Origin of the sequence: Propionispora hippei DSM 15287 (genome assembly GCF_900141835.1) — a bacterium.
GTDB classification, from domain to species: domain Bacteria; phylum Bacillota; class Negativicutes; order Propionisporales; family Propionisporaceae; genus Propionispora; species Propionispora hippei.
Genome location: NZ_FQZD01000019.1, coordinates 49,138 through 66,465 on the forward strand (window position 1 = coordinate 49,138; position 17,328 = coordinate 66,465).

Here is a 17,328-nt window from a genome sequence, read left to right on the forward strand (position 1 = left end):
CTGCCGGCTGTTTATGTCCAAAAATGTTATCTAGTTAGAAGTAATTAAACGAAAGGGCTGCCATTCTTCCCGCAGCAGGTCGAACAGCTCCAGGTCGTGGTAGCTGCCGGTATGGAATACGGCGTTCCTCAGTGTGCCGCGATAGACGTAGCCGCACTTTTCCGCTACCCGGCGGCTGGGCAGGTTGCCCTGAATGACTGTGATTTGCAGACGGGGGATGGGCAGGACCATAAAGAGATAATTGGTAAACAGCCGCAGCGCTTCCGACATGATGCCGTTGCCCCGTGACAGGGGGCGGAAAAGCTGGTAGCCGATTTCATAGCCTGTACGATAGTCGGACACGCGGGAGTAGAAAATTTCGCCCAGCAGGTTGTCGTCATGGTCGGTCAGGATCATCCGGCCGAAGTCCTCCTGCCAGAAGCCTGTTTTCTCAAAGGCCCGCCGAAAACCGGGTTCGTCAGGAATATCAATCAGCCAGTAATCGCCTTTATCGTATACCGTGCTAAGCAGGTCATAAAGCAATGGCAAATCACTTTCCTTCATCGTCCGTAAGATTACCTTTTCACCGATAAGCATAAGTGAATCCTCCTCGTATAGATAATGCCTGTCCTATTATTATAAAACATCTTGACCGGAAAAAAAACGCCATACCAGCGAATGGTATGGCAGAGTAGCCGCAAACGGTAAAAAACAGAAACGAAGGCTACACTTTAAAGGCGTGAATGGAGCGGTCCAGCTCGCTGGCCACTTTGGCCAGCAGCGTGGCGGTAGCCTGCAGTTCTTCCATGGAAGCATGCTGCTCTTCGGTGGCGGCGGCCACGCTTTCGATATGCGAGCCTGTTTGCTTATCGGCTGCCGCTAAAGCTTCGACTGCCGCGGCAATCTGGGCGGCGTTATCGGCAATATCGGCAATGGCGGCGGCAATGTGCTGGGTTTGGGCCGAAGAGTGGCCAATAGCGTCATGAATGGCTGTGAACGAGTGTTGGGCCTGATTGACCAGATGAATACCCTCCTGGACGGAATGGGTGCTTTCATCCATGATTTGCATGGCATGGCCTGTTTGGCGCTGAATTTCACTGATGATCGAACCGATCTGTTTCGCGGCGGTTTCCGACTGTTCGGCCAGTTTGCGTACTTCATCGGCCACCACCGCAAAGCCTTTACCCTGCTCTCCGGCCCGGGCGGCCTCGATAGCGGCGTTGAGGGCCAGTAGATTGGTCTGGCCGGCAATGGCGGTGATGAGAGAAAGGATGCTGTCAATTTCGCGGGATTTTTCACCCAGAGTATGGACAACGGTTGCCGCTGTATTGACATTCTTATTGATTTTTTGCATTTGGTTGATGGCGTTATCCACCACAGCGGTGCCGTCCTGCGCTTTGCTGGACGTATCCAGCGTGATGTCGGTCACTTGCTGCATATCCTGGCTAATGGCTGAAATACGGCCGGACATATCGGTCAAGGTCTGGGTGGTGCCTTCCGTGTTGGCGATTTGCGTTTCCACCGTGGAGGCGATGTCCTGTACCGCGATGGTGATATGTTCGGTGGCTTCGGCGGTTTGCCGCGCCGTTTGCGTCAGTATATCGGCGTGGGAGGCCACCTGTACCGAGGTCTCCATCAGCTTATTGATCAGTTGCCGGAGATCGCGGGTCATCCGGTTGAAATTGGTGCCCATCTCGCCAAACTCATCCTGGGAGGTAACGGTGACCGCCTGGGTCAGGTTGCCCTGAGACATACTGTCGGAGAGGCGCTTTATTTCGTTTATATTGCGGGTGATCATACCGCTATAACGGACAATGACGGCGGAAATAACCAGAATAGCGATCAGAGCAGCTAAGACTTGTCCCAGCAACAGGTTTTTCAACGGAGCGTACAATTCGGCCTCCGGCACGACCAAGGCCAGTGTCCAGCCGGTCTCCGGCAGGGCGGCATAATAAATCAGATGTTTGGCGCCGTTTAGCATGGCGGTAATATGGCCGGTTTTATCCTGGTCCGCCAGGAGCGCTTTGCCTGCCTCTGCCAGGCCGCTATCTGTGTCTTCGATGATTTTGGTTTTCATGACCTTGCCATTGTCGCGGTCGGAGATATATGTACCGTTTTTGTCCAGCAGAAAAGCCCAGCCTGTCTGGCTGACCTTAATGTCGGACACTATCTTCTGCAATTGCGCCAAATCCATATCGGCCGTGGCCATCCCCTTTAATTTTTTGTTTCCGTCATAAAAAGGGAATGAGGCGGTGACCATGGTTATGTTGGTGGTCGCATCGTAATAGGGATCACTCCAGACAACAGGCCGGGTGGTGTTGGTCGCCATCTTGTACCAGTCCTGACTGGGGTAATCGTAGTCCGGTTTTTCGTAGTCGGTGGTAAATACGATATTTCCGTGGTCTTTGTAGGCATAGGGACCGAAATAACGCGCATCTGCTTTGTACTGGAAGGGTTCAAACCAGACACCGGCCCCCAGAATGAGATCATTGGAGGTAATGGCGTTTTGCAAAAAGGCTGCGTACTGTTCCTTGCTGAGCGCATTGCCGCCTGTTTCGGTAAAGCGGGCAATGGTCTGGCCGATTGCTTTGTGAGCGTTTAATTGTGTGTAGAATTGCGTTAAGGTTTTGTCGAGTTGGACCTCCATTTTTTGATTGATTTCCTCTTCAATCAGCTGGGCGGAGTAATGATAGCCAATCCATGAAAGGATTAATAAGGAGATAATTACTAAAGGCATGAAGGTCAATAAGGTTTTGGTACGGATCGTTGTCTTGCGCATACAGTCAACTCCTCCTTTGGCCTCATAATATAGGCAGATAACTGCTTATTACAGGAAACAATTCGCCATAAACTGACATTTTCCTGTGTTCTTGCCAAGGGAGAAGGCTGTTAATGATAAATTAACGGCATGTTAACAATGGTTACCTAGGGAGAGAATAGCGTTCCAAAGTGTTTCGGGCACAGGCATAACCGACAGGCGGGACAGGCGGACAAGCTCCCAGTCCTGAAACAGGGAATCCGCTTTTATTTCTTTCAGTGTCACCGGACGTTTCAGGCTGTAGCGAGGGATAACATCAGCTACGATAAAGCGTTCGTCGCTTTCTGCCGGGTCAGGATACGCCTCGGTAACGATCTCAGCCACGCCGACAATGGCTTTTTCCTTGCCGGTATGATAAATAAAGGCTAAGTCGCCGGGGCGCATCTGCCGCAGGTGTTTCAGGGCAGCAAAATTTTTCACTCCGTTCCAGCGGTCGCGCCGCAGGCGTTCTAAATCTCCGTAGCTGAAGGTTTCCGGTTCGGTTTTAAGCAGCCAATAGGCCATAAATCAATACCCCTCTCTGTTTATGTTCTGATAAACAATTAACTTTAGTATACCAGAAGTATGCTGCAAGAAAAGGGCAGGTATGCTAGGGAACCACCGCTTTATTCGCACTGTGTGTTGTGGCGGATTTTTTTCTGCCTGGCTGCAACGGCAAAACCCTGACAGCTTTCTGCTATTTCAAGGTTTTGCTGCCGTACCGGAGCGTCATTCTCTCGCCATGTCGACAGGCTTATTAAAGTAGCGCTTCCCTAACATACAGTGGTTTTTTTCCTAAAGGGAAATTACGGCTGACAAAGAATAATAAGGCGGAGTTTTTTATCAGTCCGTTATAAGTGACGATAGTCGAGCAGGAGTAGGGCCAGCCCAAAGCCGGCAAAACCGGTCAGTAAGGTCAAGACGTGAACACTCATGACGATTCCTTCCTTCTATATAATATATCTGTAGGTTAGTGTAGCAGGTTTTTGTGACAAAAATAGGACAAAAGTTTAGCGCCAAAACGAGGTAATCCGGTCCCAATAGGCGATGCCGAGGCCGATCAGCACTAACAACAAAATGAGAGCAAGCAACAAAATGGTCAGCTCCTTTGCGGGCAGGATGTAAGCAATAAGCATAGTATGTGTTATTCCTGGCGGAAAGATAAGCGCCGCGCCAAGCCGCCAATCGGTGCAGGTCCGGTATAACGGTAAAAAAGCAAGACCATATTCCTATTGACTATTTTTAAATAATAGTTATTATTAGAATATAAAACCATATTGATGCAGCTTGGAGGAGAATGAAATGGTACAAATCATTGACGGTATCCGGGTCATGGCTGACGAAGCCGTTACGGAAGAAGAACTGATGAGCGCAGTAGCGGCGGAAAAAGAATACTGGGCGGCGCAGCACAAGCTGCTGGGCGAAATACAGATCACCATTGAGGGGGATGAACTGATCATCCGGTCCCTGGAAAAGTCGCCGATCAGACGGATTAGAAGGATCACCGGCTACTTGAGCACTGACGACCGTTTCAACGATGCCAAGCAGGCTGAATTGGCCGACAGGGTCACCCATTTATAGAAGACAATAAAAAAACACGGCCAGGCGGCATAACCGTCTTGTCCGTGTTTTTTGTTTGATGGTTAGGGGATCACTGATTTATTCACACTGCCAGGCTGGCAGGCTCATTAAATCAGCGGCTCCCTAGAAAAATCTTTTTTTCCAGAGGCTGAAGGCGGTCACGCAGGTGGCCAGGATGGCCAGCACGGTCACGTTGACAAACCCGTTCAGCTCGCCGCCCCAGGGAATATCGACATTCATACCGAAAAAGCTGGAAATCATCGTCGGAATGGCCAGCAATATGGTGACAGATGTCAAAAATTTCATGATCATATTGAGATTGTTGGAAATGATGGAAGCGAAGGTGTCCATCATGCCGTTCAGGATGTTACTGTACATTTCCACCATTTCAATAGCCTGCTTATTTTCGATGATAACATCCTCCAGCAAATCCTCATCTTCTTCATAAATGGTAATCAGGTGTTGTAGCTGGATATTGGAGCGCAGTCGCAGCAATTTTTCCAAAACAATGCCGTTGGAGCGCAGGGAAGCGGTAAAATAGGTGAAAGCCTTTTGCAAATCCAGCAACTCAAAAATATCCTGGTTTTTGGCCGATTTCCGCAGATGCCGTTCAATCTCGTCGGTCCGGCGGTTGATCTGCTTAACGTATTTGAGGTATAGGGTGGCCGATTTATAAAGAATCTGGAATAAAAAGCGGGTTTTTTTGAAGGTGCTGAAAAAGCGGGAGTTAGCCGGATTGAAGTCTGACAGGACATCATTTTGTTCCAGGCAGACGGTAATGATGTATTCCGGTGTTAGAACGATGCCAAGCGGCAGTGTATCATAGCTATCATTGTTGCGCATAATGGGAATATTGGTGATGATCAGGAGCGCATTATCTTCAATTTCGGTACGGGAGCGTTCTTCTTCGTCCAGCGCCGCCCGGAGAAAGTCGTTGGGTATATTGGCCAAGGCGGTCACCAGATGTATTTCATCGGTAGTCGGGTTGACCAGGTTAATCCAGGCTCCTTTTTCGATGGTATCCTGGGTTAACTCGCGAATGGATGTATAATTGCTTTTATAAATTGTCAGCATTGGAATGTCCCTCTTTCTGTGGGGAGACACCCATTCTGCCGCTTGAATCAAGAAGGATTAAACAGCAAAAAACAGAATATTTCCCCATTATAGAATAAATTTGCGAACCTATGCGATCTAGGTCGGTCTACATCCATATTGCTCACCTGCCTAAACGAAAGCCTTAATTTACTTTAAAATATACTCTTACTATAACCGATAGTCAAGTTGATAAAAAGCAAAGTTCGATTAATTTTGCATTAATTCGTAATAACCGGGATGCTCTCTGCCAGGAAGCGCAGAGTGGGGTTATTTACCTGCGGCAGCGGCTTGACAGGGAGAAGGCAGATTGATATAATAGCCTGTGTATCTACACGGAGGGGTGTCCGAGTGGTTTATGGAGCTGGTCTTGAAAACCAGTGATTCCGCAAGGGACCGTGGGTTCGAATCCCACCCCCTCCGCCATATTCCCAACAAATGATGATTGACAAGGCTTGTGGCGGTACTTTATACTGAAAAGTAGCTTTAGCAGCATTACGGAGCGATACTCAAGTGGCTGAAGAGGACGGTTTGCTAAATCGTTAGGGGTCGTAAGGCCCGCCAGGGTTCAAATCCCTGTCGCTCCGCCATATAACCGAAAAATACCTGCTGGTCGTTATGACCGGCGGGTTTTTTGCTTTTTATTATCTATGGAAGATATGTTTTTCTTCCATAGATATGTCCTGGCCGTAAAGCATCAGATAAAGTACAGGTTTTTTGCCTGCGAGGCGGCGAAGTCGTCCTATTAGGACATCGGTATGGCAGCAACAACGAAGCAGGGTGAAAAAAGACGGCAAACTGATCCATGGGTTTAGACGATGCAGAAGAGCTGTTTTTATGAGACCAAAATTTTAGAAAAATATAGAAGCATTTACATAATAGCCTTGTTTGTTGGTATATTCTGGGGTAAAATTTAGTTAGTGAGTGTTCACTAACTAAAAATGGAGGCAGCGATGGCAGCAAAACAATTTCCTTCGCGTAGGGACAAAATCATTGTAAGTGCGATTGATATTATAGATGAGTTAGGGCTAGCAGGCTTATCCACCAAGGAACTGGCACTACGTCAGGAAATTGCCGAATCAGCACTATACCGTCACTTCAAAAGTAAAGATGACATTCTTCTGGAGATTCTAAAATACTTTGCCAAGTTTGATAAATTGATACACACGACTATTCGGGAGAATCAGGCCGGGGCAAAAGAGAATATTTTGTTTTTTGTTAAAATGTATGCCGAATACTACGAGAATTATCCGGCCATTACGGCAGTCAACTATTATTACACTTCGTTCTTAAGTAATCCGGCGACGGCTGAATTTGGCCGGGCTATTTACAACCGGCGGGCGGCCTGTTTTGTTGAACTGATTGAGCTGGCGCAGGCACGCGGCGAAATAAGCGATTATTTTACCAGCGAGGAACTCGGCGAGGTGCTTTACGGTTATTTCCAGGCCAGCGTAGTTGCCTGGCGAATGAAACGGTACAGCTATTCTTTGAAGGCACGGGTGCTGACCGTCTTTGAAAAGCTGCTGGCCCGGTGTTGACAAGTGATCGGAGACAGTAAATAAATTATGAGCTGATGAGGTGAAATTGTGAAGAGTGTACTAATTATAGACGACGCGTTGTTTATGAGGCATGCGTTGAAGCTGATGCTGGAGAAAAACGGCTATCAGGTGGTGGGTGAGGCGGAAAACGGTTTGGTTGGCATACAAAAGTATGAAGAACTGCGCCCGGACATTGTGACGATGGATATTACCATGCCGGAAATGGACGGAATTACGGCGATCAAAAAGATCAAGGCCATCGACGCCGCGGCAACCATTGTCGTTATTACGGCAATGAGCCAGCAAAGTAGTGTGATGGAGGCCATTGGCTGCGGTGCCAAGGGGTTTATCGTAAAACCGTTCAAGGAAGATCATGTGCTGAAAACCATGAGCAGCCTGTAAAAGTTCGCGTGATGATGAAAAGCAGAGAGGTGGTTGGATGTCAGACGGTATAAATCGTGAGCCCATGTTAGAAATGTTTATTTTTGAAACGGTCCAGTTAGTGGAGCAGCTTGAGCAGGCAGTGCTGAGCAGTGAGCGGGATCAGGGATTCTCGATTGCGGCCATCAACCAGATTTTTCGTATTATGCACACGATCAAAAGCTCTGCTGCGATGATGCTGTTTAAAAACATTTCTTCCCTGGCTCATGCGACTGAAGACCTGTTTTATTTTATCCGGGAGAATAAGCCGGATACGATTGACCATTCGGGCCTGACCGACATTGTTCTGGAATGTGTTGACTACATAAAAGGGGAAATGGACGAGATTCAAAAGGGCAGGCTGAGCGACCGGGAGGCGACGGCGCTGTTGGATACGGTAAAGGTATTTCTGGAGCAACTAAAGGCCAGTCAGCCCGGTGGCGGCTTGCCGATTGGACCGAGGGAACCTTCCCCGAAGCAGCAGTATTATATTCCGTCGAACCGGCAGGAGGTTTCTGCCAAGCAATACTATAAAGCCGTTATCTTTTTTGAAGACGGTTGTGAGATGGAAAACGTCCGGGCTTTTGCTATCGTACACAGTTTAAAGGGAGTAACGGAAGACCTGGTTTACGATCCGGAGGACATCATCGCTAATGAAGCCAGCGCCGAGGTGATCAGGCAGAACGGTTTTACGATGATGTTTGCGTCCGATCAGAATAAGAAGGACCTGCAGACGACTCTGATGCAGACGGCCTTTATCAGCCGTCTGGAGCTAAGCGAATGGGACGGTATGCCGGAGCAGTCCCGGCGGCCGGGACCGCCGCGGCAGATTCTGCTGGATGAGCCGGAGGCCCCGTTGGAGAGTGCTGTCTGCCGGATTGACAAAACGAATACGGCCGGATTTACTTGCCAAAGCATGATCAGTGTCAGCGTGGACAAGCTGGATAAGCTAATGGATGTGGTTGGCGAGTTGGTGATTACCCAGGCAATGGTAACGCAGAACCGCGAATTAGCAGGGTTGCCGCTGGATAGCTTTTATAAATCGGCCCGGCAACTGCAAAAATTGACTCATGAACTGCAGGACACGGTAATGGCGATCCGGATGGTGCCTCTGTCGCCGACCTTTCACAAGATGAACCGCATTGTCCGGGATGCCGGCAAGTCGTTGCAGAAGGAAGTAAAGTTGAACATTGTCGGGGAAGAGACCGAGGTAGATAAGAATATTATTGAACACATTTCCGATCCATTGATGCATTTAATCCGAAATGCACTGGATCACGGCATCGAGCCGGCGGCGGAACGGGAAGCGGCCGGAAAGCCCCGGCAGGGGACGATTACGCTGGAGGCAAAAAATGCCGGAGGCGAGGTCTGGATCCTTGTCAGGGATGACGGCCGGGGGCTGGACCGGGATAGGATTATCAAGAAGGCCAGGGCCAACGGCCTCACCTCAAAAACAGACAGCGAACTGACGGATAAGGAAATATATTCGTTTATTTTTCTTCCCGGATTTTCGACGAAGGAAACGGTTACCGAGCTTTCCGGCCGCGGTGTCGGCATGGATGTGGTCACCAAAAACATTGAAAAAATCGGCGGCATGGTCCAGATTGACAGTACGCGGGGCGAAGGGACGACGATTGCCATCCGGATTCCGCTGACGCTGGCCATCATTGACGGAATGACCATCCGGGTGGGACAGTCACGCTATACGGTGCCGACCGTTGCCATTCAGCAGTCCTTCCGGCCGCAACCGGGAGAACTGATTGTCGATCCCGACGGCAATGAGATGATGATTATCCGCGGCATCTGTTATCCGGTACTGCGTCTCCATGAACGCTATCAGGTAGCGACGGAAGTAACGGACATTTATCAGGGAATTATCGTTTTGGTGGAGCATAATGGCAAGGGGGCCTGTCTCTTTGCCGATGAGCTGTTGGGGCAGCAGCAGGTAGTCATTAAGGCCCTGCCCCGGTATATCAAAAAAGTAGAGGGCTTAGCCGGCTGTGCCTTGCTGGGTGACGGACATATCAGCCTGATCCTGGATATGGAGAGTATTATCCGCAATCAATCGTAGTGGTGCTCCGGCAAGCGAAAGAAAAGGGGGAGAGCTATGGCCCAGGTCGCAGAGGAAATGATCATAGCGGAAGAGGACACCCAGAAGGGGAAATTTCTTACCTTCTCGTTGGGGCAGGAAGAGTATGGCATTGAAATACGCCATGTTATCGAAATTATCGGCATGCAGGTGATTACGGAAGTCCCCGAGCTTCCGGCCTACATAAAAGGAATTATCAATCTGCGGGGCAAGATCATTCCGGTGATGGATGTCCGGCTGCGGTTTAAAAAGGAACCGCGCGAATACAACGACCGGACCTGTGTGGTGGTTATTGAAATCAGCGAGGTGGCTATCGGCCTGATTGTCGATACGGTGCTGGAAGTCCTGGTTATCCAGGATGAGAATATTATCCCGCCGCCGGAGATTGGCAAGGCATTTCACAACAAATATATCAAGGGAATCGGCAAGGTCGGCAATGCGGTCAAATTACTCTTAAATTGCGAACGGCTGATCAGTGATGAAGAGACAGCCGTTTTAAGCGACATGTAGCGGACTCCAAACTATGATCAGGGAGGAACGAAATGATGAAATGGTTTACCGATCTAAAGATTTCCGTAAAGCTGTTGGCCGGATTTATTGTGGTGGCACTGATTGCCGGGCTTGTCGGAATTATTGGTATCTGGAATATCAGTTCCATAGATAAGGCTTATAGTGAAGCTTATGAAGATTTTGGCGTAGGGTTGGGCGATATTGATGATGTACAATACGCCTATCAGCTTAACCGGGTTGCGTTGCGTGATATCATGCTAGAGAAAAGTCCGTCTGTCAGGGATCAGTTGGTTGCCGGTATCCGGGAACAGGAAAAGCAAATGGAAGAAAGCAAGCTGAAGTTTAAGAAAAGCCTGCGGACAGAAGCCGGCCAAGAGCTATTTAAACAGTTGGAGGCGGAGCAGGTTCGCTATAAACCAATTTATGACAGAATCCTTGAATTGGCGTTAAGCGGCCAGACCGATAGGGCGCTGCAGGTTATGGACGGTGAAGGGATACAGCTAGCTAAAGAGATTAATGATACAATTAATAAACTGGCAGAGCTGAAAGTGAAGACCGGTCGGGAGCGTTCCGAGGACAACAGTGCGCAGACAAGTGCTACTATCAAGGTCATGCTGCTTGTTATTGCAATCGGGATTGCCGTGGCGATCGGGCTGGGGATCGCTATTTCCCGGATGATCAGCCGGCCGCTGAATACATTGGTGGCGGCTTCGGAGAAGATTGCCGGCGGTGATCTGAATGTGGCCATTAGCATTGACTCTAAAGATGAGGTAGGCGTACTGGCCGGTGCTTTCCGGAAAATGACCGACAACATTAATCATGTACTGACCAACATTAATTCCTCGGCTGAGCAGGTAGCCGCCGCATCCCGTCAGGTATCCGACTCCAGCCAGGCCCTGTCGCAGGGGTCCACAGAACAGGCCAGCTCGGTGGAAGAACTGTCGGCCTCGATGGAGGAAATTGCCACTCAAACCAAACAAAATGCGATTAACGCCACCCGGGCCAATGAGCTGGCGGTTGAGGCAAAAGAGAACGCCGCCCGGGGTGAGAGTCAGATGGGTGGCATGCTAAGGGCGATGGAGGATATTAATGAATCGTCGGCCAACATTTCCAAGATTATTAAAGTGATCGATGAAATTGCCTTCCAAACCAATATCCTGGCCTTAAATGCCGCCGTAGAAGCGGCCCGGGCGGGGCAGCACGGCAAGGGCTTTGCCGTCGTGGCGGAGGAAGTGCGCAACCTGGCGGCCCGCAGCGCTAATGCGGCCAAGGAAACGACAACGATGATTGAAGGTTCAATCAAAAAGGTGGATGCCGGGACGAAAATTGCCAGTGAAACGGCGGAAGCCCTGAAACAAATTGTTGAAAGGGTAGCACATGCGGCAGACCTGGTGGCCGATATTGCCGGTGCCTCCAATGAACAGGCCACGGCCATTGCCCAGGTCAACCAGGGAATTATGCAGGTGTCGCAGGTTACGCAGACCAACTCGGCTACTGCCGAAGAAAGCGCCTCGGCCAGTGAAGAACTATCCAGTCAGGCTGAGCTGCTGCGCAACCTGGTCAATAAATTCAAGCTTAAGAAGATTGGCTACAGCCAGGAATCGCTGGAGAATCTGCGGCCAGACATCATAAAAATGCTGGAAACCATGGCCGTAGCCAATCCCTCGCCAGCCGGAAGCGAGCCGGGTAATCCGGCAGATAAGCCGGCAAACAGTAAAATTAAAATATCCTTGGGCAGTAATGATTTCGGCAAGTACTAGGGTGTGTTTGCAAACACGCCCCAAGGCATAGAGCCTTTAGCAGGCAATATCGGGCAATAGCCGGCCCAGCCGGCGAAAAGGCTCTTTGCCATATCCGGCAGCAGTCCGGAACAGGTGTTTTTGGAGGAAGGCTTATGACAGATATATCCGATCAAGAGTTTCAATTGATCGCTGATTTTCTGAAAACCCATTACGGGATTCATTTGGGTAAAGAAAAACGGGCGTTGGTGGTAGGAAGGCTGGAAAATGTATTAAAACAAAAAAATTTAAACAGTTTTTCCGAACTGTACCGGGAAGTCATTTCCGATAAAAGCGGCCAAGCCCTGGCCATGCTGTTAAACCGGCTCACGACAAACCATACCTATTTTATGCGGGAAGTCAGGCATTTTGAATTTTTTAAGGCCACCGTGCTGCCCTATCTGGCCGCTGCCGTCGCCGACCGGGATTTAAGAATTTGGAGTGCCGGCTGTTCCAGCGGCGAGGAACCGTATACGCTGGCCATGATTCTGAACGATTACTTTCGGGGCAGCAGTCGAGCGTGGGATACCAAGCTGCTGGCCACGGATATTTCCACTGAGGTTTTGGAAAAGGCCGTGCAGGGGATATATCCCACGGAAAGCATCGCCGCTTTGCCGCCGAGCTGGCAATCCGCTTATTTCCGCCGTCTTGACGATGAGCGGCGTGTGGTGGCGGAAACGATAAAAAACACCGTGATTTACCGGGTTTTCAATCTGAAAGAAGCCTTTCCGTTTAAGAAAAAGTTTCATACTATTTTCTGCCGCAATGTGATGATCTACTTTGGGGCTGCCGAGCGAGCGGCCTTACTTGACAAGTTTTACGAGTATACCGAACCGGGAGGCTATTTATTCATCGGGCATTCGGAATCCATCAACCGTAGCCAGACAAAGTACAGATACATTATGCCGGCAGTCTACAGAAAGGAATAGATAGCATGTCCATCTTACGCAAAAAAATAAGAGTGCTGGTGGTAGATGATTCTTTGGTCTTTCGCGAATTGATTGCCAGAGGCCTGGCGCTGGACAGTGCCCTTGAGGTGGTGGCTACGGCGGCTGATGCTTATGAGGCCCGGGATAAAATCATTGAATTTGACCCTGACGTGGTAACGCTGGATGTGGAAATGCCCAAAATGAACGGCATTGATTTCTTGCGGCGGCTGATGCCGCAATATCCTCTGCCTGTTGTCGTCATCAGCGCCGTCAGCGATAACGTATTTGAGGCACTCAATGCCGGAGCGGTTGATTTTGTGACAAAACCGGACATGCAGAATATACGGAGTTTGGAAGCGCTGGTTAACGAGCTGGTTGTAAAGGTGAAAATTGCCTCGGTGGCCAAGGTGGGCCACTGGAAACAACGGGCGGCCGGCGCTGCCGTAGATAACCGGAATGGAGCGGACTGCAGCGGCGTGTTCATTGCCATTGGTTCATCTACCGGTGGGACAGAAGCGGTCTATAGTATTTTGCAGGCCATGCCGGCCGACGCGCCCGGTATTTTGGTAGTGCAGCACATGCCGCCGCGCTTTACCGCGATGTATGCCGACAGGCTGAACAATTCCTGCCCAATGGAAGTGAGAGAGGCGAAAAATGGCGACCGGATTTATCCGGGGCTGGCGCTGATTGCTCCTGGTGACTATCACATGCGCATTAAAAAGACGGGAACTCTATATACGGTAGAATGCCGCCAGGAGGAACGGGTCAATGGGCATTGCCCTTCGGTGGACGTGCTTTTTGAGAGCATGGCCCGGGTTGTCAAAGAGAAAGCGGTGGGGGTGATTCTGACCGGCATGGGCCATGATGGCGCCCGGGGCTTGCTGGCTATGCGGCGGCAGGGGGCCAGGACCATCGGGCAAAATGAACAATCTAGCGTGGTATACGGCATGCCTAAGGCGGCTTATGAAATCGGCGCCGTTGAAAGGCAGGCGGCCCTGGAGGACATTCCCCGGTTGATTTATACCCTGTTGGGATAGATGAAATAACTTGTTAAAGGTGGTGAAGAATATGCATCGAATTCGCGGCAGGGCTGTCCGTCCTGCGAAGACACAAGGCGGGGAAAACATAAGAAATATGAAGGCTGTATTGGCCAGCATGGGCGACGGGGTGATTATTACCGATCAGCACGGCCGGATTACTTTTTTAAATCCCGCCGGGGAACTGATTACCGGCTGGACAGAACAGGCGGCCAAGGGGCGGCATGTGGATGAAATTCTGCAAATTGTTCATGCCGAAACAGGCTTGCCGGTGCCCAGCCCGGTGGCCGAGGCTGCCAAAGGGACTTCTGGCAACCTCGGCCTGCCGCAGGATTCGGTTATCCTTCGCCGCAACGGGACAAGGGGCTATATTTCCGCTACCGCCTCGCTGGTCAAGGATGCCGGCTATAATCAGTACGGGGTAGTGATGCTGCTCCGGGACATCGACAGGATTAGACGGACGGAAAAAGAGGTGATCAGCAAACAGCGGAAGCTGGAGACCATTTTTAATACCGTGCCTGTGGGCATGCTGATTCTGAATGAAGAACGGCGCATCGAGCAGATCAACTGGGAGGCTATGAAAAAAAGCCGGCACGATTTTGCCGAGATCTATGACCAGCCGGTGGGGGAGTTTTTCCAATGCGTCAACAGTTCTCTTGCGCCCAGAGGGTGCGGAGAAGGTCAGAATTGCCCGATCTGTCCGATGACCCGTATGCTGAATAAAGCCCTGCTATCGGGCGAAAGCAGTTATGGGGAAGAGTTTCCCAAAGTGATCAAGGTGGACGGCATTCCCACCCGGATCTGGTGGAGGATAAGCGCCGCGCCGCTGTTTTTGGGCACCCGGCGGTGTGTTCTGTTGATTGTTGAGGATATTACCCAGTATAAGCTGTTGCAGGAGAACCTGTCCAAATCGCGTGATTTTTATCTGACCCTGTTTGAAAATTTTCCGGTGCTCATTTGGCGGGCCGGCATCAATAAAACCTGTGACTATTTTAACCGGAGCTGGCTGCAGTTTACCGGCGGCCATAGCGGCGGAAGAACGGACTGTGATTGGCAGGACCTGGTGCATAGTGAGGACTATTTGCAACGCTGCCGGGAATTTGACAGCGCCTTTGCCGTACAACGTCCGTTTTCTCTGGAGTACCGGCTGAAGCGCTATGACGGCGAATATCGCTGGGTGTTGGAAATGGGCAAGCCTTTCTATGACCTGGAGGGCAATTTTTCCGGCTATATTGGTTCTATTTTGGATATCACGGAACGTAAAGCGGCGGAGCGGGACATGCAGGAAGCCAAGGAAGCGGCCGAGAGAGCCAATCGTACTAAAAGCCAGTTTCTGGCCAACATGAGCCATGAGATCCGGACGCCGCTCAACGGTATTCTGGGGATGATTGATTTAACGTTGATGACGCCGTTGCAGCCCGAACAGCGGGACAATATGAACATTGCCAAGGAATGCGCCAATTCCCTGCTCCATGTCATCAATGACGTGCTGGATATTTCCAAGATGGAAGCCGGCCGCCTGACGGTGGAAACTATTGCTTTCGATCTGAAGGAACTCTTGCGCAAGACCATACCCATTCATTATTCTCATGCCAGAAACAAGGGACTGACGATGAATTACCATATCCCGGAAACCATTCCCTCTTTTGTTAAGGGCGACCCGCACCGGCTGCAGCAGATTTTAAATAATCTTTTAAGCAATGCCGTCAAATTTACCGACAACGGCCAAGTAACCTTTAGTGTTCAGCAACGTCCTTCGACAGAGGGACATATCGAGCTGGAGTTCCGGGTGACCGACACAGGCATCGGGATTGCTCGGGAGGATGTTCCCGCTCTGTTTCAAAAGTTCAGCCAGATTGACGGGTCTTTCACCCGCAAATACGGCGGCAGCGGCTTGGGCCTGGTTATCTCCAAACAACTGACCGAGATTATGGGCGGCCGGATCGGTGTGGAAAGTGAACGCGGGGCAGGCAGCACCTTTTATATTGTGCTGACTTTTGCCGTCGCGTCCGGTCCGGCAGAGCTGCCGCCAGCGGCTATTGCCGTGACAGCGCGGGATGTAGTCCGTATCTTGCTGGTGGAAGATGAAGCGGTTAATCAGTCGGTTATAACCCGGATGCTCCGCGGCAGGGACTATCAGGTGCATGTCGCCAATAACGGCTTGGAGGCTTTGCGACAGTTGCCCCTGATAGAACCGGATCTCATTCTGATGGATGTGCAAATGCCAGGCATGGACGGGCTGGAAGCAACGGCAAGAATACGCCAAATGGAAAAACCGGCAGGAAAGCACATCCCGATCATTGCGGTGACGGCCCATGCGCTGGTCGGGGACCGGGAACGGTTTCTGGCGGCGGGGATGGACGGTTATGTCGCTAAACCCATCCAGATGGAGAATTTGTTTCAGGCGATCGAATCAGTTATTCTAAGGCAACGGGAGCGGGAGGTGGTAGCCGCTCTGCAGCATGGCTCCAGCGAGGGGGCGGATTTCCACAATCCGGAGCAAATCCGGGAGATTATGGGCAAATGTATTGAGCGGCTGCGCCAGGAGCGGGCTGCGGCGGAATATAATTTCTCCGCTATCGGCGAATTGGCGCATCAGGTCAAGAACAGTGCAGCCAGTCTTGACGCCCACGGGTTAAAGATGACTGCCTTCCGGCTGGAGCTGCTTTGCCGGAAGGAGAAGCAGCAAGAGGTGAGCGAGGGGATTGCCGAGCTGGAAAAGGGATATATGGAGTTCCGGAGAATGCATAGATGGATTTAGGCGGTTTGTCAAGCCTGCAGAAGGATTTGGGATAAAATAGGATGTGAAACGGGGTGGATGTTATGAAAATCTTGATTGCTGAAGACGATTTGGCCAGCCGCAAATATTTGGACAAAATATTATCGCAGTATGGTGAATGTGATCTGACGGTAAATGGCATGGAGGCGGTGGAAGCCTTTCTGATGGCCTGGGATGTAGGAGATCCCTATGATTTAATCTGCCTGGATATCATGATGCCCAAGGTGGATGGCATGAGAGCTCTGCAAGCTATCCGTGATTTGGAAAAGCAAAAGGGCGTAGCCGAGGCAGATCAGACCAAAATTATTATGATCACGGCCTTGCACGACACCGAGTACGTCCGTAATTCCTTCCAAAAAGGCTGTGAGGCGTATGCGGCAAAACCGATAAATACGGAGAAGCTGATTGAAGTCATGCGGCAACTGGGACTGCAGGTATAAAGAAAGCGGTTGACAGTATCTTACTGTCAACCGCTTTCTTTATGCAGGCTGTTGAAGAACCCCATGGTTTGGGAAAGATCTAAGCCATGGGGGTTTCTATTAGACAAAACAAAAGGAAAACCATCACTAAGTAGACTCAAAAAGAAAAGATTGCCGATACCTACGCCAGTCTGGCGAGGTGATTGGCAATCTTTTTCATGTTTTGACAAGCAGCCGTTAGTAACGCCTGCTCTTGTACATGCTCTCTACCCCTAAACCGGCAATAGCGAAGTCCGTGCAGTTGCTTAGCGTCTGCAAAACTCCGCTCAATGGTTTGACTTCTCTTCCTATATAGCATTTTTCCTGACTTCGTAAGCCGG

At 50.4% G+C, this 17,328-nt stretch carries 15 protein-coding genes and 2 tRNA genes; 12 read left to right on the forward strand and 5 right to left on the reverse strand.

The genetic code is table 11. From position 1 onward, the window contains the following. Positions 1-30: 30 nt before the first annotated feature. The 3 genes from F3H20_RS11880 to F3H20_RS11890 all read right to left on the reverse strand — a co-directional run bounded on the left by F3H20_RS11880 (position 31) and on the right by F3H20_RS11890 (position 3,301). Positions 31-576 (reverse strand): GNAT family N-acetyltransferase, encoded by a 546-nt coding sequence (locus tag F3H20_RS11880; RefSeq protein ID WP_149735136.1) that lies wholly within the window; start codon positions 574-576, stop codon positions 31-33. A gap of 127 nt (positions 577-703) precedes the next feature. After that, positions 704-2,758, reverse strand: coding sequence for a methyl-accepting chemotaxis protein (locus tag F3H20_RS11885; RefSeq protein WP_149735137.1), 2,055 nt, complete (start codon positions 2,756-2,758; stop codon positions 704-706). 132 nt (positions 2,759-2,890) lie between these two features. Then, on the reverse strand, positions 2,891-3,301 hold the full coding sequence (locus tag F3H20_RS11890; RefSeq protein ID WP_149735138.1) for an EVE domain-containing protein: 411 nt from the start codon (positions 3,299-3,301) through the stop codon (positions 2,891-2,893). Positions 3,302-4,078: 777 nt separating this feature from the next. Between F3H20_RS11890 and nrdD the strand changes: the two genes are divergently transcribed. Then, on the forward strand, positions 4,079-4,357 hold the full coding sequence (gene nrdD, locus F3H20_RS11895) for an anaerobic ribonucleoside-triphosphate reductase (protein ID WP_091746750.1): 279 nt from the start codon (positions 4,079-4,081) through the stop codon (positions 4,355-4,357). 123 nt (positions 4,358-4,480) lie between these two features. On the opposite strand, the gene F3H20_RS11900 is transcribed toward nrdD, so the two are convergent. Then, complete coding sequence (locus F3H20_RS11900; RefSeq protein ID WP_149735139.1) at positions 4,481-5,431, reverse strand: magnesium transporter CorA family protein; 951 nt, start codon at positions 5,429-5,431, stop codon at positions 4,481-4,483. Between the two features lie 355 nt (positions 5,432-5,786). Here F3H20_RS11900 and F3H20_RS11905 point away from each other — a divergent pair. The 11 genes from F3H20_RS11905 (at position 5,787) to F3H20_RS11955 (ending at position 16,969) form a co-directional block, all read left to right on the forward strand. Further along, positions 5,787-5,875 (forward strand) — tRNA-Ser (locus F3H20_RS11905). A 73-nt stretch (positions 5,876-5,948) separates the two neighbouring features. Then, positions 5,949-6,039 (forward strand) — tRNA-Ser (locus F3H20_RS11910). Between the two features lie 363 nt (positions 6,040-6,402). Next, complete coding sequence (locus F3H20_RS11915; protein WP_188128308.1) at positions 6,403-6,987, forward strand: TetR/AcrR family transcriptional regulator; 585 nt, start codon at positions 6,403-6,405, stop codon at positions 6,985-6,987. 45 nt (positions 6,988-7,032) lie between these two features. Further along, entirely contained in the window at positions 7,033-7,389 is a 357-nt protein-coding gene (locus tag F3H20_RS11920; RefSeq protein WP_188128309.1) for a response regulator, read from the forward strand. A gap of 37 nt (positions 7,390-7,426) precedes the next feature. Further along, complete coding sequence (locus F3H20_RS11925) at positions 7,427-9,478, forward strand: chemotaxis protein CheA (RefSeq protein ID WP_149735142.1); 2,052 nt, start codon at positions 7,427-7,429, stop codon at positions 9,476-9,478. 36 nt (positions 9,479-9,514) lie between these two features. After that, on the forward strand, positions 9,515-10,006 hold the full coding sequence (locus F3H20_RS11930) for a chemotaxis protein CheW (protein WP_149735143.1): 492 nt from the start codon (positions 9,515-9,517) through the stop codon (positions 10,004-10,006). A gap of 32 nt (positions 10,007-10,038) precedes the next feature. After that, complete coding sequence (locus F3H20_RS11935; RefSeq protein ID WP_223191744.1) at positions 10,039-11,766, forward strand: methyl-accepting chemotaxis protein; 1,728 nt, start codon at positions 10,039-10,041, stop codon at positions 11,764-11,766. 134 nt (positions 11,767-11,900) lie between these two features. After that, positions 11,901-12,713, forward strand: a complete 813-nt coding sequence (locus F3H20_RS11940) for a CheR family methyltransferase (RefSeq protein ID WP_149735144.1) — start codon at positions 11,901-11,903, stop codon at positions 12,711-12,713. Between the two features lie 5 nt (positions 12,714-12,718). Further along, entirely contained in the window at positions 12,719-13,750 is a 1,032-nt protein-coding gene (locus F3H20_RS11945; RefSeq protein ID WP_149735145.1) for a protein-glutamate methylesterase/protein-glutamine glutaminase, read from the forward strand. Between the two features lie 31 nt (positions 13,751-13,781). Next, positions 13,782-16,511: a PAS domain S-box protein gene (locus F3H20_RS11950; RefSeq protein WP_149735146.1), complete on the forward strand. Its 2,730-nt coding sequence runs from the start codon at positions 13,782-13,784 to the stop codon at positions 16,509-16,511. A 62-nt stretch (positions 16,512-16,573) separates the two neighbouring features. Then, a complete protein-coding gene (locus F3H20_RS11955; RefSeq protein WP_149735147.1) occupies positions 16,574-16,969 on the forward strand; it encodes a response regulator in 396 nt (131 codons plus the stop codon). Between the two features lie 160 nt (positions 16,970-17,129). Here F3H20_RS11955 and F3H20_RS11960 read toward each other — a convergent pair. Beyond that, a partial coding sequence (locus F3H20_RS11960) for a transposase (protein WP_149735148.1) occupies positions 17,130-17,328 on the reverse strand: 199 nt, incomplete at its 5' end.

Coding starts and splice junctions, on each gene's coding strand:
- F3H20_RS11880 (WP_149735136.1), bottom strand. CDS start 576: ATGCTTATCGGTGAAAAGGTAATCTTACGGACGATGAAGGAAAGTGAT.
- F3H20_RS11885 (WP_149735137.1), bottom strand. CDS start 2,758: ATGCGCAAGACAACGATCCGTACCAAAACCTTATTGACCTTCATGCCT.
- F3H20_RS11890 (WP_149735138.1), bottom strand. CDS start 3,301: ATGGCCTATTGGCTGCTTAAAACCGAACCGGAAACCTTCAGCTACGGA.
- nrdD (WP_091746750.1), top strand. CDS start 4,079: ATGGTACAAATCATTGACGGTATCCGGGTCATGGCTGACGAAGCCGTT.
- F3H20_RS11900 (WP_149735139.1), bottom strand. CDS start 5,431: ATGCTGACAATTTATAAAAGCAATTATACATCCATTCGCGAGTTAACC.
- F3H20_RS11915 (WP_188128308.1), top strand. CDS start 6,403: ATGGCAGCAAAACAATTTCCTTCGCGTAGGGACAAAATCATTGTAAGT.
- F3H20_RS11925 (WP_149735142.1), top strand. CDS start 7,427: ATGTCAGACGGTATAAATCGTGAGCCCATGTTAGAAATGTTTATTTTT.
- F3H20_RS11930 (WP_149735143.1), top strand. CDS start 9,515: ATGGCCCAGGTCGCAGAGGAAATGATCATAGCGGAAGAGGACACCCAG.
- F3H20_RS11935 (WP_223191744.1), top strand. CDS start 10,039: ATGATGAAATGGTTTACCGATCTAAAGATTTCCGTAAAGCTGTTGGCC.
- F3H20_RS11940 (WP_149735144.1), top strand. CDS start 11,901: ATGACAGATATATCCGATCAAGAGTTTCAATTGATCGCTGATTTTCTG.
- F3H20_RS11945 (WP_149735145.1), top strand. CDS start 12,719: ATGTCCATCTTACGCAAAAAAATAAGAGTGCTGGTGGTAGATGATTCT.
- F3H20_RS11950 (WP_149735146.1), top strand. CDS start 13,782: ATGCATCGAATTCGCGGCAGGGCTGTCCGTCCTGCGAAGACACAAGGC.
- F3H20_RS11955 (WP_149735147.1), top strand. CDS start 16,574: ATGAAAATCTTGATTGCTGAAGACGATTTGGCCAGCCGCAAATATTTG.